Origin of the sequence: Candidatus Accumulibacter sp. ACC012, assembly GCF_907163155.1 — a bacterium.
GTDB lineage: Bacteria > Pseudomonadota > Gammaproteobacteria > Burkholderiales > Rhodocyclaceae > Accumulibacter > Accumulibacter delftensis.
Genome location: NZ_CAJQUC010000022.1, coordinates 238,497 through 261,155, shown reverse-complemented (window position 1 = coordinate 261,155; position 22,659 = coordinate 238,497). Strand labels below are relative to the sequence as shown.

Here is a 22,659-nt window from a genome sequence, read left to right as displayed (position 1 = left end):
GGCGGTAGAGACACTTGCTGACAACGGCTTTCTCGTTGCGACCAGAAGCCTAACTTTGACGACTTCCCTTGAGTGGAGGAAATGATTGATGGCCAACGAGTTGATGGAAAAAGCCGCCGCAGCGGCCGAAGTGACCTGGGAAAACGATCCCCTTTGGTACAAGGATGCGATCATCTACGAATTGCACGTCAAAGCCTTCAAGGACAGTGGCGACGACGGCATTGGTGATTTCAAGGGCCTGACCGAGAAGCTCGACTACATCCAGGATCTGGGCGTCAACACCCTCTGGCTGCTGCCCTTCTATCCCTCGCCGATGCGCGACGACGGCTACGACATTTCCGACTACCACAACGTCAGCCCCGACTACGGCAACCGCAACGACGCGCGCGTCTTCATCCGCGAAGCCCATCGCCGCGGACTACGGGTGATCACCGAGCTGGTCATCAACCACACCTCCGACCAGCACCCCTGGTTCCAGGCGGCAAGGCGAGCCCCGGCCGGGTCGAAAAAGCGCGATTTCTACGTGTGGTCGGATACCGACAAGAAGTTTCCGGAAACGCGCATCATCTTCACCGACACCGAGAAGTCGAACTGGGCCTGGGACGATGTCGCCAAGGCCTACTACTGGCACCGCTTTTTCTCGCACCAGCCGGACCTCAACCACAACAATCAGGACGTCGTCAAGGCGGTGATCCGCATCATGCGCTTCTGGCTGGATATGGGCGTCGATGGTCTGCGCCTCGACGCAATCCCCTACCTCTGCGTTCGCGAAGGGACGAACAACGAGAACGTCCCCGAAACGCACGAAGTGATCAAGCAAATCCGCGCGGTCATCGATTCGCGCTACAAGAACCGCATGCTGCTCGCCGAGGCCAATATGTGGCCGGAAGACGTGCGTGAGTACTTCGGCGACGGCGACGAGTGTCACATGGCCTACAACTTCCCGGTGATGCCACGCATCTTCATGGCCGTGGCCCAGGAAGAACGCCATCCGATCATCGAGATCATGAACCAGACGCCGGAAATCCCGGACAACTGCCAGTGGGCGATCTTCCTGCGCAACCACGATGAACTGACGCTGGAGATGGTCACCGAGAGCGAACGCGCCTTCATGTACAAGGCCTATGCGTCCGACCCGCGGATGCGCGTCAACGTCGGTATTCGCCGCCGCCTGGCTCCGTTGATGGACAACAACCGCCACAAAATCGAACTGGTGAAGTTCCTGATCCTGACCCTGCCCGGCTCACCGGTACTCTACTATGGTGACGAAATCGGCATGGGTGACAACATCTATCTCGGCGACCGCAATGGCGTGCGCACGCCGATGCAGTGGAGCCCGGACCGCAATGCCGGCTTCTCCAGAGCCGATCCGCAGCGACTTTACCTGCCGCCGAACATGGACCCGATCTACGGCTACGAGGCGATCAACGTCGAAGCACAGGCGCGCAACCCCTCGTCACTGCTGCACTGGACCAAGCGCCTGATCGCGGTACGCAAGAACTACAAGGCTTTCGGCCGTGGCAGCATCACCTTCCTCGAGCCGGGCAACCGCAAGATCCTCGCCTATGTGCGCGAGTACCAGGACGAGACCCTGCTCTGCGTGGTCAATCTGTCGCGCAACGCACAACCGGTGGAACTCGACCTGGTGGCGTTCAAGACGCGCGTGCCGGTCGAACTGCTCGGCCGCTCGGCCTTCCCGCCGATCGGCGACCTGCCCTACCTGCTGACCCTGGCCGGCCACGGCACCTACTGCTTCCGCCTGACCACCGACGCCGAAGTGCCGTACTGGCACGAAGAACGCCTGGCGCGCGCCGAACTGCCGGTTCTGGTGCTCACCGAGGGCTGGCTGACTTTCTCGGGTGGCAAGACCACCGCCACCACCGTGCGCCGGGCAATCGCCGCCACCACCCGCGACCAGCTGCAACACAAGGTGCTGGCACCCTATGTGGTCACCAAGCGCTGGTTTGCCGGCAAAGGGCACGCCATCGAGAGCATCAACATCATCGAGCAGGCGCCGTGGGATACCGACAAGGGCAGCTGGCTGCTGACCATCATCGAAGTGCACTGTGCCGGCATCGAGCCGCAGGTCTACTTCCTGCCGCTGGCGATCTGCTGGGACGACCAAACCAGCGAAGAGGAGCGTGCCTTGCTGGCCTCTTGGGCATTGGCGCGAGTGCGTCAGCAGGACCGCACCGGCCTGCTTTACGGTGCCTTCGGCTCGGATGGCTTCTGCCGCGACCTGGCCGAGGGTATCGGCAAGAACGTGACCATACCCTTTGCCCGCGGTCGCCTCGAGTTCCACGCCTCGCCGGCGTTTGCCAAACTCGCCGCCGGCCTCGACGCGCCGGTACGTCATCCGTCGCTGGAACAGAGCAATACCGCGGTGTACTTCGGCGACAAGTTGTTCCTCAAGGGCTATCGTCGCCTGCAGACGGGTACCAATCCCGAAGTCGAAGTCGGTCGCTTCCTGACCGATACCTCGCCTTACGAACACATTGCGCCGGTCGCCGGCTCGGTCGAAATCCGTCGTGCCGATGGCCAGACGATGACGCTCGCGCTGTTGCAGGGCTACACCAAGAACCAGGGTGACAGCTGGAACTTCACGCTCGACTACCTTGAACGCTATCTCTCCGAAGTTGCCATCGCGTCCGACGAGCTTGACGGCAACCCGCACGCCTACTTCGTGACGCTGGTCGAGGTTCTCGGCCGCCGTACCGGTGAGCTGCACCAGGCTTTCGGTCGTTCGACTGGCGACCCGGCCTTCGAACGCGAGCCGATCACCACCCAGGACATGAGCGACTGGGCGACGGCCCTGAAAGCTGAAGCGGTAGCCACGCTCGACGAGCTCGAACGGCGCAGCGAGAACTTCCCCGCGGAGGTGCGCGAAGGCTGCGATCGCCTGTCGGCATTGCGACCGGTGCTCCTGGAGCGCATTTCGCCGCAGGCACTGGCCGGCATCAGCGCCGCCAAGATGCGCTATCACGGCGACTACCACCTCGGCCAGGTGCTGCGCGTGGAAAATGATTTTGTAATCATCGACTTCGAGGGCGAACCCGCGCGTTCAATGGACGAGCGCCGCCAGAAACATTCGCCGCTACGCGACGTTGCCGGCATGCTGCGCTCGTTCAGCTATGCGGCAGCAGTGGCCACCAACCGCCTGACCAACGAAGACCCAGTCGACCGCCATCGTGCCGGGCCGCTGGTCGAGAGCTGGGAGGAGCAGGTCCGCGATGCCTTCATGAGCGGCTACCGCGCTGCCGTACAGGGCTGCCCGGCATGGCCGGAGGAGCCTGGTGGCGCTGAACGACTGATCGAGTTCTTCGTGATCGAGAAAGCGCTCTACGAGCTGCGTTACGAAATGGGCAACCGGCCAGACTGGGTCTCGGTGCCCCTCTTCAGCCTGCTCAGGAACCTCGAAGATAAAGAACCCAGCTGATTTTTACCCGTTAAGGAGAGAACACCATGAAAGTACTTGCGATGGTCCTGGCTGGCGGCCAGGGTTCCCGGCTGCATCCTCTGACTGCACAACGCTCCAAGCCGGCGGTGCCTTTCGGCGGCCGCTACCGGATCGCCGACTTCGTGCTCAGTAACCTGGTGAACTCGGAGATCCGCGGCATCTACCTGATGGTTCAGTACAAGTCGCAGTCGCTGATCGAGCACGTCGCCAAGGCCTGGGGAAACTCCAACGCCTACACCGGCCAGTTCGTCACCGTCGTGCCACCGCAAATGCGCGGCGGTGGTGCGGAGTGGTTCCAGGGGACCTCCGACGCCGTCTTCCAGAACATCAACCTCATCGAGCGCCACTCGCCGGACATGGTTGCCGTCTTCGGCGCCGATCACATCTACCGCATGGATGTGCGCCAGATGATCGATTTCCACCGCCGGAATTCGGCGCATGTGTCGGTGGCGGCGATTCCGGTACCCCTGGCCGCTGCCTCGGCCTTCGGCATCATCGACGCCGACAAGCGACACCGCATCCGCAGCTTCCTCGAGAAACCGGCGAATCCACCGGCGATGCTCAGCGACCCGACGCGCGCCTACGGCTCGATGGGCAACTACCTGTTCAACACCGACGTCCTGTTGAAAGCGCTGCGCGAGGCCAATGAGAACGACGAGCACGATTTCGGCCACCACATCCTGCCGCGGCTGATCAAGACGCACCAGGTCCTGGCCTACAACTTCGCTGACAACCACGTTCCGGGTGTCGCGGATTATGAGGAACAGTCCTACTGGCGCGACGTCGGCGACATCGACGCCTATTACGAAGCCCACTACGACGTCCTCGGCGCCAAACCGCGCTTCAACCTCTTCAATCCGAAATGGTTCATCAACTCGAGTTCCTACCAGGGACCATCACCACTGATCTCCGGCAACATCAGCAACAGCACCATCGCCGCCGGCTCGCTGATCAAGAACGCGCGCATCAGCAACTCGATGCTGCGTCGTGAAGTCGTCGTCGAGGAAGACGTCGAGATCGACGACTGCCTGATCATGGACTACACCGTCATCCGCCGTGGCTCGCGTCTCAAGCGGGTCATTGTCGACCGCTACAACGTCGTCGAGCCAAACTCACGCATCGGCTTCGATGCCGCCGCCGACCGCGCCCGCTATACGGTCAGCAACGGCGGCGTAGTGGTTTTGGCCAAAGGTCTGGATGTCCCTGACGTAACCCGCTACCAAATTTAGGAGGTCCACCATGAACCTTCCCGTTACCGCCGTTTGGCCCGGCGCACCTACACCACGTGGCGCTACATGGGACGGCGAGGGCGTCAATTTCGCCCTCTTTTCCGAACACGCCGAACGCGTCGAACTGTGTCTGTTCGATCCGACCGGAAAGAAGGAAGTGCAGCGCATCGAATTGCGCGAGCAGACCAATCTGGTCTGGCACTGCTACCTGCCCGAGGCGCGGCCCGGCCTGCTCTACGGCTACCGGGTGTACGGTCCCTACGAACCCGCGCGCGGCCACCGCTTCAACGGCAACAAGCTGCTCATCGAGCCTTACGCCAAGGATATCGTCGGCGAGGTGCGCTGGAGCGACGCGCATTTCGGCTACAAGATCGGTCACCGTAACGAGGACCTGTCCTTCGACCGTCGTGACAACGCCGCCGGCATGCCCAAGTGCCGGGTCATCGACCGGGCCTTCACCTGGGGCAACGACAAGGCACCGAACATTCCCTGGGCGGACATGGTGATCTACGAGACGCATGTGCGTGGCTTCACCATGAAGCACCCCGAGGTGCCGCCAGCGCTGCGCGGCACCTACGCCGGTATGGCGACGGCACCGGTGATCGATCACCTCAAGCGCCTCGGCGTTACTTCGGTCGAGCTGATGCCGGTGCATGCCTTCCTCAACGACCGCCATCTGATCGATCGTGGCCTCACCAACTACTGGGGCTACAACTCGATCGGCTTCTTCGCGCCCGACGCCCGCTTCAGTTCCACCGGCGTGGTCAGCGAGTTCAAGACGATGGTCAAGACCCTGCACTCGCACGGCATCGAAGTCATTCTCGACGTGGTCTACAACCACACCGCCGAGGGCAACCATCTCGGCCCGATGCTCTCTTTCCGGGGCGTCGACAACGCCGCGTACTATCGTCTGGTCGCTGACAATCCACGCTACTACATGGACTACACCGGCTGCGGCAACACCCTCGACCTGCAGCAGCCACGCATGCTGCAGCTGATCATGGACTCGCTGCGCTACTGGGTGTTGGAAATGCACGTCGACGGCTTCCGTTTCGACCTCGCTTCGGCGCTGGCGCGCGAACTGCATGCGGTCGACAAGCTCGGCGCCTTCTTCGATATCCTGCTGCAGGATCCGGTGCTGTCGCAGGTCAAGCTGATCGCCGAACCCTGGGACCTCGGCGAAGGCGGTTACCAGGTCGGCAACTTCCCGGCCGGTTGGGGCGAGTGGAACGACCACTACCGCGACACCATGCGCGCGCACTGGAAGGGCGACAGCGGCCTGATCGGCGACTTCGCCAGCCGCCTCACCGGCTCCAGCGACTTCTACCAGCACAGTGGCCGCAAGCCCTGGGCGAGCGTCAACTTCGTCACCGCCCACGACGGCTTCACGCTGCACGATCTGGTCAGTTACAACGACAAGCACAACGCAGCCAACGGCGAAGACAACCGCGACGGTAACGACAACAACCGTTCCTGGAACTGCGGTGCCGAGGGACCGACCGACGACGCCGAGATCAACGAACTGCGCGCGCGGCAGAAACGCAACCTGCTGGCGACACTGTTCTTTTCGCAGGGTGTGCCAATGCTTCTCGCTGGCGACGAAATGGGACGTAGCCAGGGCGGCAACAACAATGCCTACTGCCAGGACAACGAGATTAGCTGGGTCAACTGGGATCTCTCGCCAGCCGACCGCGATTTCCTGGCTTTCGTGCAACGGGTCATTGCCCTGCGCCGTGAGCATCCGGTTTTCCGCCGCCGCAACTTCTTCCACGGCAGCGCCCCCGAGGGTTCGCTGCTCAAGGACATCCACTGGCTGAAACCCGATGGCAGCGAGATGAACGATGAGGAGTGGTCGCACAGCTACGCGCAGTGCCTGGGTGTCTATCTCAGCGGCGAAGCGATGCAAGAGCGCGACCGGCGCGGCCGCCCGGTACACGACGACAACTTCGTGCTGCTCTTCAACAGCTATCACGAAAACCTCGACTTCCGCCTGCCGGTGCTGCCCGAGACCTGCGAGTGGCTGAGCGTCCTCGATACGCACATCGCCAATGGCCTGGCGCCGGACGGCGTCTTCCAGGGCGGTGACATTTACCCCCTCGAAAGCCGTTCGCTGGCTCTCCTGCAGCAAAGGAAGAAATTATGAAACGCCAGCACAACATGCCTTTCGGTGCCGAAGTCCTCGCCGAAGGCGGCGTCCGTTTTCGCCTCTGGGCGCCCGGCGTAGACGCTGTCGGCCTGCAGCTCGACGGTGCCCCCGAACTGCCGATGACCGCTGCCGCGGGCGGCTGGTTCGAACTCACCGTCGCCGAAGCACAAGCCGGCGGTCGCTATCTGTTCAAGCTGCCGGATGGTTTGCTGGTTCCCGATCCGGCATCGCGCTACAACCCTGACGACGTGCATGGGGCTTCCGAAATCGTTGCCCCTGCCGCCTTCGACTGGCCCGACAGCGAATGGCGCGGTCGGCCGTGGGAGGAAGCCGTAATCTACGAGTTGCATATCGGCAGCTTCACCAAGGCCGGCGACTTCGCTGGCGCCATCGAGCGCCTCGACTATCTCGTCGAACTCGGCGTCACCGCGCTCGAAATCATGCCCGTCTCGGACTTCCCGGGGCAGCGCAACTGGGGCTACGACGGCGTCCTGCCGTTCGCACCCGACGCCGCCTACGGCCGACCGGAAGACTTCAAGCGCCTGATCGCCGCCGCCCACGAGCGCGGCCTGATGGTCCTGCTCGACGTGGTGTACAACCACTTTGGTCCGGAAGGCAACTATCTGCACGCCTACGCCCCCGACTTCTTCAACCCGCGCCACGAAACCCCCTGGGGTGCGGCGATCAACTTCGATGGCCAAGGCAGCCGCGCGGTACGCGATTTCTTCGTGCACAACGTCCTCTACTGGCTGGAGGAGTTCCATCTCGACGGCCTGCGCCTCGATGCCATCCACGCCATCTGCGACGACAGCTCGCCGGACATCATCGAGGAGCTTGCCGCCGCCTTCAAGGCGGTGCCGGGACGCGCGCGGCACGTGCACATGGTGCTCGAGAACGAGCGCAATCAGGCGCGCTATCTCGCCCGCAACGAGTCCGGCCGTCTGGTGCATGGCACCGCACAGTGGAACGACGACATCCACCACTGCTTTCACGTCGTGGCCACGGGCGAAACCGACGGCTACTACAGCGACTACGCGGCCGAACCGGTGCGCCGTCTCGGTCGCTGCCTCAGCGAGGGCTTCGCCTATCAGGGTGAAGCCTCGACTTTCGCGCATGGCGAACGGCGTGGCGAAGCGAGCGCCCACCTGCCGCCGGCAGCGTTCATCAATTTCCTGCAGAACCACGACCAGATCGGCAACCGCGCTTTCGGCGAGCGTCTCGCTCACCTCGCTCCGCCGGCGGCGATGGAGGCCGTCACCAGCATCCTGCTGCTCGCGCCGCAGCCGCCGCTGCTGTTCATGGGCGAGGAGTTTGCGACCACCCAGCCCTTCCAGTTCTTCTGCGACTTCGGCCCCGAACTGGCGCGCCTGGTGACCGAAGGCCGCCGCCGCGAATTCGGACGCTTCGCGCGCTTTGCCGATCCAGAAGTGCGCGCCAGCATCCCCGATCCGAACGCGCTGGAGACCTTCGCAGCCGGCGTTCTCGACTGGAGCGCAATCGACCGTGAGCCACACCGCGCCACCCTGGAACTGCACCGGCAACTGCTCTCGCTACGTCACCAGTGGATTGCGCCGCGTCTGGCCGGCATGGGCAATGGTGATCCGCAGCTGAAGCTGTTGTCGCCACGTTGCTTGTCGATCAACTGGACTCTCGGCGACCGCAGCCTGCTGACCCTGCTTGCCAATCTTGGTGACGATCAGCTGGTCGCCACACCGGCCAGCGGCCAGCTGCTCTTCGCGACCGCCAATCTTGACGCTGGCGCACTCGCCAGCGGCCAACTGCCGGCATGGTCGGTGGCCTGGCATCTGCACATCGGAGACCGCCCATGAGCGCCGCTGACGAAAAGCGCCACGACGCCCTGGCACAACTTGCCGAGCATTGCGGCATCAGTGCCGGCTATGACGACGTCTGGGGAAAACCGCACGCCACCTCCGAAAAGACTTTGCGCGCCCTGCTGGCGGCGATGCACTTCCCGGCCGATGCCGACCCGGCAACACTGCTGCAAGGCCTGCAGCAAGATGAGTGGCGACGGCCACTGCCGCCGGTCAAGGTGGTTGCACTCGGCGAAACGCCAACACTGGCCGTCTCACTGCCGGTGGCGCGTGCCGGCCAGCCACACCGCTGGATCCTGAGCGCCGAGAACGGCACCGCGAGCAGCGGCGAATTCGAGCCCGGCAAGCTGCCAAGACTCGCCGAGCAGCGCGTGGACGGGGTCGACTTCCTGCGCGGGGAACTGCAACTGCCGCCACCGAGTGAAGCCGGTTACTACCGCCTGGAAGTCGAACAACCGGGCAGCGGCGGCCTGGCGCAGGTGGCGATGACCCTGGTGGTCGCCCCGGCTAGCTGTTACCTGCCCGACGCCGTGCAGGGAGACGGTCGCGTCTGGGGTCCGACGGTGCAACTCTACGGCGTCCGCTCGCGGCGCAACTGGGGCATCGGTGACTTCGGCGACCTGCGCACCCTGATCGATCTGTCAGCGGACGCCGGTGGCGGGGTAATCGGCGTCAATCCACTCCACGCCCTGTTCCCGGACGACCCGGCGCGGATCAGCCCCTACAGCCCGTCCAGCCGCTGCTTCGTCAATGTGCTGTACATCGACGTCGAAGCCGTCCCCGAGTTCAGCGAATGCGAGGCGGCCCGCCAGCTGGTCGCCTCCGAGCGCTTCCAGGGCCGGCTGCGGCGCCTGCGCGTCGCCGACGAGGTCGACTACCAGGAAGTCTCGGCCGCCAAGCGCGAAATTCTGAGCGCACTTTACCGCCATTTCCGGGACCAGCATCTGGGCAATGACAGCGCCCGGGCACGCGCTTTCCGCCTGTTTCGCACGCAAGGCGGCCAGACACTCGAGTTGCACGCCCGTTTCGAGGCCTTGCAGGCGCACTTCCAGCAGGAGAACCCCGCCATCTGGGGCTGGCCCGCGTGGCCCACGGAATACCGTGACCCACAGGCAGTCGCGGTAGCCGCCTTCGCCGATGAACATGCCGAAGCCGTCGAATACTCGGCCTGGCTGCAGTGGCTCGCCGACGAACAACTGACGGCACTGGGCCAGCAATCGTGGCGTCGCGGCCTTGGCGTCGGCCTCTATCAGGATTTGGCGGTCGGCGTTAATCCCGGCGGCTCGGAAGCCTGGGCGTGGCAAAACGCCTTTGCCGGCGCCGCTTACGTCGGCGCGCCACCCGACGAGTTCAACCCCGTCGGTCAGGACTGGGGGCTACCGCCGCTAGTGCCGCACCGCCTGCGCGAAGCCGCCTACGCACCCTTCATCGCCATGCTGCGCGCCAACATGCGCCACTGTGGCGCGCTGCGCATCGACCATGTGATGGGCCTGGCGCGTCTGTTCTGGGTTCCCGTTGGCCGACCGGCGACGGAAGGCGCCTACGTCAACTATCGGCTCGCCGACCTGCTGGCCATCGTCGCGCTGGAAAGCCAGCGCAATCGCTGCATGGTCATCGGCGAAGACCTGGGCACCGTTCCGGACGGCTTCCGGCCGCGTTTGGCGAGCGCCGGCGTGCTCTCCTACCGCCCCTTCCTTTTCGAGCGCAGCAAGGACGGCAACTTCAAGCCACCTGGCGAGTATCCGCGGCAGGCGCTGGTCGCCGTCAGTACCCACGATCTACCGACCTTGAAGGGCTTCTGGAAAGGCCACGATATCGACACCCGCGCGGCGCTGCAGCTTTTCCCCGACGAAGCGCAGTTCGAGCACATGGTCGTCGACCGCGCCCAGGATCGCGCGCGCTTCCTGATGGCGCTGAAGCACGCCGACTTGCTGCCCGAGGGCGCCAGCGTGCACCCTTTTTCGGTCCCCGAGATCACACAGGACTTCGTGGTCGCCATCCACGCTTTCCTGGCGCGAACGCCGGCCCAGCTGCTGGTCGTCCAGCCCGAGGACATTCTCGGCACTATCGAGCAGGCCAATCTGCCCGGCAGCCGTGACGACCAGCATCCCAACTGGCGGCGCCGGCTGCCGCTGGATCTCGAAGACTGGCCGCAAGACGGACGTTTCGGCGCCGTTGGCGAACAGCTGATCAACGAGCGCGGCACGGCGGTCGTACCGCCCGAGGAAATGACGATGCCTTCGCGGGCAACGATCATCCCGCGCGCGACGTACCGGATGCAGTTCAACCGCGACTTCACCTTTGCCCAGGCCGGAGCGCTATCGTCCTATCTGGCGGCGCTGGGAATCAGCCACTGCTACGCCTCGCCCTATCTGCGGGCGCGACCCGGCAGCACGCACGGTTACGACATCGTCGGCCACGCCGAACTCAATCCGGAAATCGGCACCCCTCAGGAATTCGAGGACTTCGCCGCCGCCCTCAAGGAAAACGGTCTGTCACAGGTCATCGACGTGGTTCCCAACCATATGGGAATCATGGGCTCGGACAACGCCTGGTGGCTGGACGTCCTGGAAAACGGTCCGGCCTCGGCCTGGGGCGCGTTCTTCGATATCGACTGGGACCCGCTCAACCGCGAACTCAAAGGCAAGGTCCTGTTGCCGCTGCTGGGCGCGCACTACGGGCAGGTGCTCAACGCCGGCGAACTGCGCCTGGACTACGACGCCGTGCGCGGCGAGTTCAGCATCTTCTACTACCAGCACCGGCTGCCGGTGGACCCGGCCAGCTACCCGCGTATCGTCGGGCATCGCCGCGAACGCCTGGCGGCCACCCTGGGCGAAGGGCACGAGCGCTACGGCGAACTGGAAACCCTGCTCACCGCCTTCGGGCACCTGCCGGCACGGACCAACAGCAAAGCGCCGAAAATGGCCGAGCGGCAACGCGACAAGGAAGTGCATAAGCGCCACCTGGCGGCGTTCACCGAAGCACATGCCGACATCGCCCACCACATCGCCGACAATCTCGCCGAGTTCAACGGCCGCCCCGGGCATCCGGCCAGCTTCGACCTGCTGCACGAGCTGATCCAGGTACAGGGCTACCGTCTCGCCTACTGGCGGGTGGCCTGCGACGAAATCAACTATCGCCGCTTTTTCGATATCAACGACCTCGCCGCCTTGCGCATGGAAGACCCGGCGGTGTTCGACGCCACCCATCATCTGATTCTCGATCTCGTCGCCCAGGGCAAGGTTGAAGGGCTGCGTATCGACCATCCGGACGGAATGTTCGACCCTGGTGCGTATTTCCGCCAGCTGCAACAGGCGGCAGGCGGCAAGCCGCTGGCACCCGGCGAAGCACTGCCCATCTATCTGGTCATCGAAAAAATCCTCGCCGAGCACGAGCGCCTGCCGGATGACTGGCCGATCCATGGCGCCACCGGCTATCGCTTTTCCAACCTGGTCAACAACCTCTTCGTCGATACCGCCTCAGAGCGACGCATGACGCGTATCTACCGCGATTTCACGGGTGTCGACAGCGACTTCGAAGAACTCGCCTACGACGCCAAGAAGCTGATCATGCACACCGCGCTGGCGAGCGAGTTCAGCGTCCTCGCCAACCGCCTGGCGCGTATCGCTGCCGCCGACCGGGACACCTGCGACTTCACCCTCAACGGTCTTCGCGAAGCCTTGATCGAAGTCGTGGCCTGTTTCCCCGTCTATCGCAGCTACGTTGCCTATGGCGAACTGTCGGCCGACGACCGCCGCCACATCGCCTGGGCAGTGGCGGTGGCAAAAAAACGCAGCCCGCTGTTCGATACCGGCATCTACGACTTCCTCGAGGGCGTGCTGACCACCGATCTCGCCCGCGGCCGCAGCGCCTCCTACCGCGAGCCGCTCGAAGCCTTCGCCATGAAGTTTCAGCAGGTGTCGTCACCGGTGATGGCCAAGGGTGTCGAAGACACTGCCTTCTACCGTTACCATCGCCTGAGCTCGCTCAACGACGTCGGCGGCGAGCCGCGCCGCTTCGGCATTTCGGTGGCCGCCTTCCATGCCGCCACGCGTGCCCGTGCCGTCCGCTGGCCGCACAACATGCTCGCCACCTCGACACACGACAGCAAGCGTTCCGAGGACGCGCGCGCGCGCATCAACGTGCTCTCCGAGATCCCGGCGGCGTGGAAACTGATGCTCAAGCGCTGGCGGCGTCTCAATCGCGGCCGCAAACATCTGGTCGACGGCGTTGAAGCCCCGTCGCGTAACGACGAGTATCTGCTCTACCAGACACTGCTCGGCACCTGGCCGCTGACCCCGCCGAACGACGATGAACTGGCCGAGTACCGGACGCGTATCGATGCCTATATGATCAAAGCCCTGCGTGAAGGCAAGGAGCACAGCAGCTGGGTGCAGGTCAACAGCGCGTACGAAGGCGCGGTCAGCGACTTTGTCCACGCCCTGCTGGCACCCGGCGACAAGAACCTGTTCCTGGCCGACTTCGCACTCATGCTGCAGACGATCAGCCACCACGGCCTGATCAATGCCCTGGCCCAGGCGCTGATCAAGGTCACCTCACCGGGCGTGCCGGACATCTACCAGGGCTGCGAGCTATGGCAGTTCAACCTGGTCGACCCGGACAACCGCCGGCCGGTAGACTTTGCGCTGCGCCGCGAGCTGCTGGCGCAGGTGCAGGCGCTGGTCGACGGGCCGTCGGAACAGTGGCCCGACCGCCTGCGACCGCTGGTCGCCGACATGACCGACGGGCGCATCAAGCTGTACACGCTGTGGCAGAGTCTGGCGCTGCGCGCGCGCTGGCCGGAGGTTCTCGAGCAGGGTGACTACCTGCCCCTGAAAGTCAGCGGCGAACACGCGGCGCACGTCTGCGCCTACGCCCGCCGCCACGGCGAGCGCGCCATTGTCGTCGTTGTGCCGCTGCTGCCGGTGCGCCTGCTCGGCGATAACCGGGTGCTGCCGCTGGGCAATGAGGTGTGGACCGATACCATGCTCGAACTGCCCGACGGGCTAGCCGCCGCTGGCTGGCGCAATCTGCTCAGCGGCGAGAATCATTCGGCAAGCGCGCAATTGCCGATCGGCGAGATCCTGGCCAGCTTCCCGGTCGCGCTACTGGCCGTGGAAGGCGAGCTTTGAGGCAGCGGCGAAGGGCGGCCAGCTGACCGCTAGCCACCCTTCGCCGCCAGCGTACCGCTTCACCAGCGATGGCCACGCGCGGCGTTGAGAAACTCGTCGAGAATTGGCGTACTATCCAGCAAGTCCGGACTTCCCGGCGGATGAAACTCGGGATGCCACTGCAAACCCAGCACATAGGGTTTGCCTTGCAGGCGTACCGCTTCGATCACTCCGTCGCTCGCGCCACGAGCCTCAACGGTCAGGCCGCGGCCAAGCGCTTTGATCGACTGGTGATGAATCGAGATCACCTTGCCACCGCTGGCACCGGGATAGAGCCTGGCCAGGCCCGCATCCTCCTCCCAGGCAATGGCATGGCTGTGGCGGTCATAATCGTCATGGACATGCGCTCCCGCAGCCTCGATCTGCGTCGCAATGTCCTGATAGAGCGTTCCGCCGCGGGCCACGTTGATCACCTGCGCACCGCGACAGATGCCCAAAACCGCCTTGCCGGCTTCGATGAATTCGTGCAGCAGTTCCATTTCGTAGGCATCACGCACGATATCCCCCCCCCAATCCGGATGCAGCGCCTCCTCGCCATAGCTTTGCGGGCTGACGTCGGCGCCGCCTTGCAGGAGCAGGCCGTCGAGGTACTCCGCGTAGTCCGAGAGGCGGATACTGCTGCGATTGACGATGCCGTCACCGCTCACCGCCGGGATCATGAACACCATCACATCGCGCGCCATCACCCAATGCGCCACCGACTGTTCGAGGTAGTGCAGCGATTTGGAGAGCAGGGCCGTTGCGCCGGCCTGCGGATGATAAATGCGCGCCGAAAGGCCAATACGTAATGGGCGCCGGCTCATGGGACCTCCTGATGAAGTGTCAAACTGCAGCGACTGAGCCTAGCATACCGGTGCTCATCATGTCGTGGCGGTCTACCGCCCGGCCGCGCTTTGCGCGCCGCTTGCCGGGCTGCTCACAGTTGCCGCCGCGGATGCTAGACTGCGCGCTTGGCCGCGTCCAGAGAGGCAGAGATTCGACAATTCTGCGAACTGTTACGCATCCGTTGCGTGTGGTTGCGCATGGTTGGGAATTGTCCCACCCACCCGAAGTTGCGATTCTCCGTCGGCGCAGCCTGCCACCGCGGCGCATCCTCCTCCCGCCGCTTGCCACATTCTGACCAGTCCCGCGCGTCGCGCCAGCCATCAACTACACCGACAGGATGCCAATGAAAAATCTGAATCCTCTTCGCGGCAGACTCAGCACCTTCAGGTGGCGTACGCGTTTGACCTTGTGGGGGGCCGCGGCTTGCGCGGGCCTGGCCGTGGTCGCCTTCACGAGACTCACTGACCTCGCGCTGAAGACTTTTTTCGACCTCTACAACTTCCATCCCGGCTTGCCCTTCCCCTGGATGCCGTTTGTCACTGCGCCGCTGGCCGGGATGCTGGCTGTCTGGCTGACGCGGAAATTTTTCCCGGGCGGACAGGGCAGCGGTATCCCGCAGGTCATCGCGGCGACGCATCTTGCCGCGCGCGGGGAATCGGTCAGCGGTCTGGTTTCGCTACGCATCGCCTGCGGCAAGATCGTCGTCGGATCGATGGCCCTGCTGGGCGGCTTTTCCGCCGGTCGCGAAGGACCGTCGGTGCAGGTTGCGGCGTCGATTCTGCACTTCTCGCACCGCTTTCTGCCGCACGCACGGGCGATTGCCCCGGCGGATTTGATTCTCGCTGGCGGCGCGGCAGGAATCGCTGCCGCCTTCAACACACCACTCGCCGGTATCGTCTTCGCTGTCGAGGAATTGGGCAAACGCCTCGAAGCCAAGACGACCGGAATCCTGGTCGGCACGATCATCCTGTCGGGCCTGGTGGCCATCGCGCTGGAGGGTAATTATTACCACTTTGGGCGCATGAAGATCTCGCAATTCACCGAGATCGTTGGCCCGGTGCTGTTCTATGGCATGGCCTGCGGGGTGCTCGGCGGTGTCTTCAGCCGTCTGCTGCTGTGGCCACAACAACAGCCCAACTTCATCCTCTGGCGCTGGCGCAGCGCGCGACCGGTGCTGTTTGCCGGCGGCTGCGGGCTGCTCATTGCCCTGGTCGGCTGGCTTGGTGGCGGCTTGTCTTTCGGAAGCGGCTACGCGGTCAGCTCGTCGCTCCTTTCCAGCGACGCCTTGTCGGCCCCGTGGCACGCTCCGGTCACCCGCTTCGTAGCCACGGTCATCACCTATTATTCGGGCATTCCCGGCGGTATTTTCGCCCCCTGCCTGGCCGTCGGCGCAGCCATTGGCGCCAGTACCAGCGCCATTCTCGGTTTCGGTGCCGAAGCAGTACCGGTGACAGCGCTGTGCATGGCTGCCTTCCTGGCCGCGGTCACCCAATCGCCGATCACGGCGGCGATCATCGTCATGGAAATGCTCGACGGTCACGAGATGGTCATCAGCCTGATGGCGGTCACGCTGATCGCCAAGGCAGTAAGCGGACGTGTCAGTCCGGAACTCTATCAGCAGCTGGCTCTGGGCTTCATTGCCCAACAGCGCGCGCAAACTGCAGCGGCGAAGCTTGCAGCCGAACCGGTGCCGGCGCCAGAGGCTCAGTCCGGGCCGGAACCGGGACCGGATCAGCCCCCCCCCAAGGAAGCGAACAGGCAGTGACTGCTTATTGGATGGCCATGTCCACGACGCGCAATGGAGTGCGGGCCGGAATGCTCAGGCGAATCACCAGGCACGAGCGGCGTTTGCCCCCTTGCCGGTGGTCGGGGCGCAGATGAGCAGGGAAAACGCCTTGCTTTCGCCAGCGACTGATCGCGGGCTAAGCATCGCCTTGATCTTTGCCCTCGCTGCCGAGCGCTTGTCGGTCTACTACAGCCATGATCAGTGGCTTAAAGAAGGCCAGGGTACCACTCTCGCCGCCGACTGGTTGGCGCGCTCGCAACGCCGACTGCCCCTCGCCGAGCGACGGCAGCTGTCTGCCTTGAGCGAACAACTGGCACGGCAGGTTGCCGACACCCTGTCGCGGGAAGCCGGACTGCACACGGCGCACGAAATGATGGAAGCGCTCGATGCCCGCTACGAGTCCGAGATTGGACGCACGCTGATGGTGGAATGTGAGCGGCTGCTGGATAGCGCTCTCGCCGACCAGGCGTCAAGCATCCCTCCCCGTTAGGGTGGTTTGGTTTACCCTTGGAAGGAAAAATTTCGGGGGAAACTCATTCCGCCGAGAACACCTTGATCGGCGCTAGAATTGGCGCCGAGCGCGAGGCATTGTCGTTGCAGGACTATCGAGAGGTCTGACATGAGAGCTATTTTCGCTTTGCTGGCATTTTCTTTTTCGACGGTGGCCTCGTCCGCGTGCTACATCATCTATACGCGATCGAAGGAGGTGATATGGCAGGGGAGCAGCCCGCCAGTAGCCATGAATACCCTTTATATCGACGCCGAAGTACAGAAGAAAGTGCCCAAAGGGCATATGGTGATCTTGATCGGTTCGCAGGCACCTTGCCCGGCGATAGATTTCACCGTTCCGAGAAGAACGATGCGGCAAGCGGCTGCGGAAATGAACAACAACTAAGCCGGAGCAGCCGCCCGGCCATGTGCTTTCCCAAGTTCCGGCTGGCCACCGGCGGCGGCGGCCAGTGTAGTGTTGCACGCAGTATGGAACCTCTACAGATTCCGGCTACCACGTTGGCTTCGCGCCGCTGTCCGGCTTGCTGAAAGCCTTATCGGAAGTTCGGCGCTACACCACCCGCCCGCACGTCATTGCGAGGAGGAGCAGCCAACGTGGCAATCCAGTTTCATCCTCTCACTATTTCCTACCGCGTTGACAACGCGAAAAGCCAAACCTCTGGATTGCCGCGTCGGCTGCGCCTCCTCGCAATGACGGTGGGTAGGAGAGGGTTGCCGAACGTCTCATCAAGAATGCAGCACTGCACTGGCCAGCCGGCTACGCAGCCTTTGACAACACAATTCGAAGATCGAAATGGCCAGCGCCCCGCGGGGCGCGTTGTGCCCGGCGTCGGTCGCCACACTCAGGCTAGGGCTGCAACTCGATCTCGCCCGGTCGCCAGCTCTTGTCGAACCACGGCTCAAGTGGTCCATACAGACGCAGGATCATGAACCAACCTTTTCCGGGAATCGTCTGCACCCAATTGCCTTCCTTTCCAGCCGGAGCTTTGGGGCCAAAATAGACATCGACAGAGCCATCCGTGTTGACCACCATATCCTTGTTCTGGCTGCTGACGCTGGGGAACTGCTGATCGGTCTGGACCATCGAGCGCGTCTGGTTGTCATAGGCGACGACCGACCAGAAGTCCGCGACCGGAATATTCGGCGGAAGATGCAGCTTGTAGTTTTTCCCGCCTTCAAAGGGTTTGCCGTCGGCGTCCTGTGCGGACCAAGGATACTGCGAGCCCTTGCCGACCATTTTTTCGGCCATGGCCGGGGTGACGCCCGTGGCGAAGTAGTAGAAGAAGGCGTCTTCTTCGCGCATTCTGAAGGCAATCGCCCGCGCGGTCACGGTGCCGATATTGGCGGCGTCGGTCAGAATCTTTTTCATCCGCGCATCGGGATCGAAGGGCTTGCCCTTCTCGATGCCGATCGAGGCAAACAGGCCAAGGGTTGTCGGGTCGCTTCCGGCGCTGGGTTCTTCCTGAATGGCTTCGTTCAGGAGACTCCAGAAGCTGTAGTCGCCGGGAGGAACGAAGTTCGAAGGAAGTCCGGAGGCATTGACGAACTTCATCTCGGGCGGATTGGCCGCATCGGAGAGCTGATAGATCTTGAGATGTTTCTTGGCCGACTCGACGCCGGGCCTGGTCGATCCATCGACCAGAAAGGAGCGGAAGGGCATCCAGTTGCCATAGGTGCTCGGACGGACAACGAAATATCCTTCAGGCACTTTGCCGGCGTAGCCTGGTGGCAGTATCAGATACTTGCCGCCCTTGCCCTTGTCGGGACCGGTGATGCCGATGTCAGCCACCCATTTGTACCAGAAGTCAGTCAATGAGCCCCAGGACCATGGGGGGACCCTCAACCACCAGCGGCCCCTTCTTCGTATCCAGCCAAATGAAGCTGTAGATGGTGTTGTCGTTGGCTGTGAGTTCAACGGTTTTCGAATCAACGAGGTCTTCCCAGATCACGTCCGTTTGGTTTACCGGTCCGAACTCGCGCAGCGTGCTACGCATACTCACCTGATTCACGATTGGAATGGCAAGCAGGTAGGCCTGCAGTGCTCTCGAGGCATCAAGATTGTCATAGACCGTCTGTGTCGTCGCGTCATCTGGATAGCCGTAGTCGAGTTTCAGAGTGCCGATTGACGTACTCACCGTATCCGGCACCATCACCCCGGGAGCGATGGGCGTGCTCATCTGCTGCGGCTTGGCTGCATAGGAGGAAGTCACCCCGGCCAGGCAGCACGCCAGCTGAGTACGGTCACCAGCAATGCCGCCAGGAGGCATTTCGAAAGCTCAGGTCTCATGCGTTTCTCCGCTTGGTTTGCTGGTTTCAAAGTAGTGCCGCAGAGAGACAGGAATCGTGAGCCCTGCATGGTCAGCACCGAAAAGGCGGGACATTCCATGCGCAACGCCCCGCCTGCCCGAAGATCCCGCGACGCACTCTCCTGCGCTCGCGCTGTACGCCGCCCGCTTGCCGACTACATGGGCGCGGGTTGCACGCGAGTCAGCGGTTTGCCGTCGAGCGCTTCGGCCTGCGCACCATCGAGCTTCTTGATGTCCTCCGGCGTAAGCTCCGGCCGATCGACCTTGATCGTGAGCTTGTTGAGCTTGGCTGTCAGCGGGAATGGCGGCTTGTAGTCGGTGTCGTTCACCCCGCTAAGGGTGTCGGAACCGATGTCGAAACTCTCGTCCCACTGCAGGATCATCGGCAAGGTACGTTTCATGTTGATGGTCTGCACGTCCTTGCCGTCCACCTTGAGGGTGCCGGTGCCGGGACGGCCGAGCCCGCTCATGTTGTTGAAAGCGAGCGTGCCGAGGCCGAGACCGTCGTACGTAAAGTCGAACTCCAGCGTGTGCTTACCTGCAGCGAGAGCTTCTGGCCCCTCCCACTTGATGCGCATCAGATCGACCAGGTTCCACAGGAACACCGGCTTGCCCTTGAGCAGGTAGAAGCCGTAGCCGGCAAAGCGCCCACCCGAGGTCAGGATCATGCCTTCGGCACCGCCTTCGGGGACGGTGATTTCCGCCGTAATCGTGTACGACGCATCCAGCAGGAACGGCGAATCACCCTGCGGCAAGCCGACCATCGGTTTGGTATACACGACCATGTTCTGGTTGATGCCGCCGAGCCGGGAGGCGTTCTGCTTGAACCAGTCGAACGGCGTGTCAAAGGCCCATGACCAGCCGGCCGACATGTGGTTGTAGGTGAGCTCGGTGCCCCAGACGTCGTAGAACTTCATCTGCACGTCGACCGGAATCTCGTTGAGGCCGTTGAAGAACGCCACCTCGTTGGGGGTACCCAGCGGGCCACCCTCGGCGCTGGTGCCGTTGTCGCCGTTGATGTAGATGATCAGCGTGTTGTCGAGCCTGCCCAGGTCCGCGAAGGACTGGATCACACGGCCGATCTCGTGGTCGTTGTAGGCGGCATAGGCGGCGAAGATCTCGACCTGGCGGATGAACAATTTCTTCTCCTCCGCGCCGAGTTGATCCCAGGGCTTCAGAAGCTCATTGGGCCAGGGCGTCAGCTTCGCATCCTTGGCGATCACGCCGAGCTTCTTCTGGTTCTCGAAGATGGTCTCGCGCAGCTTGTTGTAGCCATCGTCGAAAAGGTGCATCGCCCTGATCTTCTCCACCCACTCTCTCGTCGGATGATGCGGTGCGTGCGTGGCGCCGGGCGCGTATTTGATGAAGATCGGCTTGCTGGGGTCAGTCTGATGAATGCGCGTCATGTAGTCGATGGCATCATCAGCCATCCCGGTGATGAGGTTCCAGCCCGGCTTGCCCTCGAAGGGATAGATTTGCGTGGTATTGCGGAACAGGTTCGGCTGCCACTGGTTGGCGTCGCCGCCGACGAAACCGTAGAAGTACTCGAAGCCCATGCCGGTCGGCCACTGATCGAAAGGCCCGACCTGGCTGGCGGCAAAGGCCGGCGTGTTGTGGTCCTTGCCAAACCAGGCTGTGGAATAGCCGTTGTCGAGCAGAATGCGACCGATCGTTGCCTTGTCCTTGCCGATAATGCTGTTGTAGCCGGGGAAGCCGGTGGACTGCTCGGAAATCACGCCAAAACCGGCCGAGTGGTGATTGCGCCCGGTAATCAGCGCCGCGCGCGTCGGCGAGCACAGGGCGGTCGAGAACACACGGTTGTAGCGCAAGCCTTCGTTGGCAATACGGTCCATCGTTGGCGTCGGAATGACACCGCCGAAAGTGCTGGGGACGCCGAAGCCGGCGTCGTCGGTGATGATCAGCAACACGTTCGGCGCACCCTTCGGTGGCACGATGCGCGGCGCCCACCAGGGCGTCGACTGCAGCGCGTCGTCCTGATGACCCCGCCGAACGCCGGATCGGGCGCCGGAAGTTGTTTAGCGCTGATGCTGGTGGTAGCACTGGGTGACCCCAGGGTGCCGGTGACCTGCTGCGCCGTGGCCGGGCTGGCCACCAGCAGGGCAGTGAGGAGCAGGCATAGGGTGGTGGTGAAACTGCGAATCCTGGACATGGTTTCCTCCCGAATAGTCATGCCTGTTAAATATTGCAACTTTGGGGCATATGATGCCTTGCAGTTCCGGACAGATTCTCTTTTGCCGTGTTGATCGCCGAGCTGAAGTGCCCGGGCCGCACAATACGCACGGACTTACTACACCCAGGGAGCAGACCCGTGGTCATGAAACACCAAGCGCAAGGGCCGTCGTTGGATTCACTGACGACCAGCAGACGAGGGGAGATTTGCGTCGGCCCGATTCTCGCAATCCCGCTCGTCCTCAGCGAACGGGGAGTCAGCCCGCAGGACGTGTTTGCCCTGGCCAGAGTCGATCAGCGGCTATTCGACAATGCCGACAACAGGATCGCGATCGAGGCCCTGGGCGTTCTTTTTGAAAATCTCCGTGGCGCTCACCGGCTGCCTTCATTTCGGACTGCTGGTCGGTGAGCGCTTCGAGTTGCAGAGCCTCGGTCCGCTCGGCGAGGTGCTACGCAATTCCGCCACGGTCGGCGAGGCGATTCGTGCCCTGCTACGGTATTTCCACGTCCACGACCGAGGCGCAGCGCCGCTACTGCTCACTCCCGACCCTTCCCGTGTCGTTCTCGGGTATTCGGTTTTCCACCACGGCTTGCCAGCACTCACGCAAATTCAGGATGCGGCGATCATGATCGGCTACCGCATCCTTGCCGAGCTGTGCGGATCTTCCTGGAAGGCGCTGCGCGTACAGTTCTTGCACGCGCCGCCCGCCAGTACCGCCGCGTATCACCGGCTGTTCGGCGCCAATGTTGCCTTCGAGGCCGAAGTGTCGGGAATGATATTCGCTCCGTCCTGGCTGGGAAAGGAAATCGAAGGCGCCGACGCGAATCGCCTTGAGCGGGTCAGCACAGCGATCCGGGATGCGGAAGCCAGGGGGCCGATGGGCTTTTCCGAGCGCGTGCAAAGCATGCTGCCGCAAATGCTGCTCAGCGGCATGGCTTCGGCCAAGGCGGTCGCGGGCCTGTTTGCCGTCCACGAACGAACGCTGCGGCGGCGACAGGAGGAAGAAGGAACGAACCTCCAGCAACTGATCAATCAAACGCGCTTCGAGCTTGCGCAGCAGTTCCTCCAGAATACCGGCCTGTCCGTGTCGGCGATTGGCGCTGCGCTGCGCTACGACGATCCGAATGCCTTCTCGCGAGCGTTTCGTAGCTGGGCGAACTGCAGTCCCAGCAAGTGGCGTGCGCAGCATTGACCGCGCCTGCTCGC

10 protein-coding genes and 2 pseudogenes are annotated in these 22,659 nt (G+C 63.1%); 9 read left to right on the top strand and 3 right to left on the bottom strand.

All coding sequences use genetic code 11. The features are described from left to right. Window positions 1-88 precede the first annotated feature (88 nt). Genes treS through QZ648_RS21915 form a run of 5 tightly spaced genes read left to right on the top strand, consistent with a single transcriptional unit; the run spans window position 89 to window position 13,796 of the window. Window positions 89-3,436: a maltose alpha-D-glucosyltransferase gene (gene treS, locus QZ648_RS21935; RefSeq protein ID WP_248595187.1), complete on the top strand. Its 3,348-nt coding sequence runs from the start codon at window positions 89-91 to the stop codon at window positions 3,434-3,436. Window positions 3,437-3,462: 26 nt separating this feature from the next. Next, window positions 3,463-4,686 (top strand): glucose-1-phosphate adenylyltransferase, encoded by a 1,224-nt coding sequence (locus tag QZ648_RS21930; protein ID WP_169065052.1) that lies wholly within the window; start codon window positions 3,463-3,465, stop codon window positions 4,684-4,686. Between the two features lie 10 nt (window positions 4,687-4,696). Continuing rightward, entirely contained in the window at window positions 4,697-6,829 is a 2,133-nt protein-coding gene (glgX, locus tag QZ648_RS21925; RefSeq protein ID WP_291998296.1) for a glycogen debranching protein GlgX, read from the top strand. Continuing rightward, the gene (gene treZ / locus QZ648_RS21920; RefSeq protein WP_291998295.1) at window positions 6,826-8,661 is read left to right on the top strand and encodes a malto-oligosyltrehalose trehalohydrolase; all 1,836 of its coding nucleotides are present in this window, start codon (window positions 6,826-6,828) and stop codon (window positions 8,659-8,661) included. The genes glgX and treZ overlap by 4 nt, the downstream gene beginning before the upstream one ends. Then, window positions 8,658-13,796, top strand: coding sequence for a malto-oligosyltrehalose synthase (locus QZ648_RS21915; protein ID WP_291998294.1), 5,139 nt, complete (start codon window positions 8,658-8,660; stop codon window positions 13,794-13,796). Before treZ ends, QZ648_RS21915 begins: the two co-directional genes overlap by 4 nt. A 59-nt stretch (window positions 13,797-13,855) precedes the next feature. Here the strand turns inward: QZ648_RS21915 and QZ648_RS21910 are convergent, their stop codons facing one another. After that, the gene (locus QZ648_RS21910) at window positions 13,856-14,638 is read right to left on the bottom strand and encodes a type 1 glutamine amidotransferase (protein ID WP_291998293.1); all 783 of its coding nucleotides are present in this window, start codon (window positions 14,636-14,638) and stop codon (window positions 13,856-13,858) included. A gap of 359 nt (window positions 14,639-14,997) precedes the next feature. On the opposite strand from QZ648_RS21910, the gene QZ648_RS21905 reads away from it, so the two are divergent. The 3 genes from QZ648_RS21905 (at window position 14,998) to QZ648_RS21895 (ending at window position 17,341) form a co-directional block, all read left to right on the top strand. Beyond that, on the top strand, window positions 14,998-16,425 hold the full coding sequence (locus tag QZ648_RS21905) for a chloride channel protein (protein ID WP_291998292.1): 1,428 nt from the start codon (window positions 14,998-15,000) through the stop codon (window positions 16,423-16,425). 112 nt (window positions 16,426-16,537) lie between these two features. Next, window positions 16,538-16,936: a hypothetical protein gene (locus QZ648_RS21900; protein WP_291998291.1), complete on the top strand. Its 399-nt coding sequence runs from the start codon at window positions 16,538-16,540 to the stop codon at window positions 16,934-16,936. 249 nt (window positions 16,937-17,185) lie between these two features. Further along, entirely contained in the window at window positions 17,186-17,341 is a 156-nt protein-coding gene (locus QZ648_RS21895; protein ID WP_291998290.1) for a hypothetical protein, read from the top strand. A gap of 462 nt (window positions 17,342-17,803) precedes the next feature. On the opposite strand, the pseudogene QZ648_RS21890 reads toward QZ648_RS21895, so the two are convergent. Beyond that, window positions 17,804-19,133: pseudogene (locus tag QZ648_RS21890) on the bottom strand (DUF1254 domain-containing protein). Window positions 19,134-19,417: 284 nt separating this feature from the next. Next, window positions 19,418-21,432, bottom strand: a pseudogene (locus tag QZ648_RS21885) (sulfatase-like hydrolase/transferase). A 373-nt stretch (window positions 21,433-21,805) separates the two neighbouring features. On the opposite strand from QZ648_RS21885, the gene QZ648_RS21880 reads away from it, so the two are divergent. Beyond that, a complete protein-coding gene (locus tag QZ648_RS21880) occupies window positions 21,806-22,645 on the top strand; it encodes an AraC family transcriptional regulator (RefSeq protein WP_291998289.1) in 840 nt (279 codons plus the stop codon). The last annotated feature ends 14 nt before the right edge of the window (window positions 22,646-22,659 follow it).

Bases quoted from the DNA above. Each gene is read 5' to 3' on its own strand.
- treS (WP_248595187.1), top strand. From the start codon at position 89: ATGGCCAACGAGTTGATGGAAAAAGCCGCCGCAGCGGCCGAAGTGACC.
- QZ648_RS21930 (WP_169065052.1), top strand. From the start codon at position 3,463: ATGAAAGTACTTGCGATGGTCCTGGCTGGCGGCCAGGGTTCCCGGCTG.
- glgX (WP_291998296.1), top strand. From the start codon at position 4,697: ATGAACCTTCCCGTTACCGCCGTTTGGCCCGGCGCACCTACACCACGT.
- treZ (WP_291998295.1), top strand. From the start codon at position 6,826: ATGAAACGCCAGCACAACATGCCTTTCGGTGCCGAAGTCCTCGCCGAA.
- QZ648_RS21915 (WP_291998294.1), top strand. From the start codon at position 8,658: ATGAGCGCCGCTGACGAAAAGCGCCACGACGCCCTGGCACAACTTGCC.
- QZ648_RS21910 (WP_291998293.1), bottom strand. From the start codon at position 14,638: ATGAGCCGGCGCCCATTACGTATTGGCCTTTCGGCGCGCATTTATCAT.
- QZ648_RS21905 (WP_291998292.1), top strand. From the start codon at position 14,998: ATGCCAATGAAAAATCTGAATCCTCTTCGCGGCAGACTCAGCACCTTC.
- QZ648_RS21900 (WP_291998291.1), top strand. From the start codon at position 16,538: ATGAGCAGGGAAAACGCCTTGCTTTCGCCAGCGACTGATCGCGGGCTA.
- QZ648_RS21895 (WP_291998290.1), top strand. From the start codon at position 17,186: ATGAATACCCTTTATATCGACGCCGAAGTACAGAAGAAAGTGCCCAAA.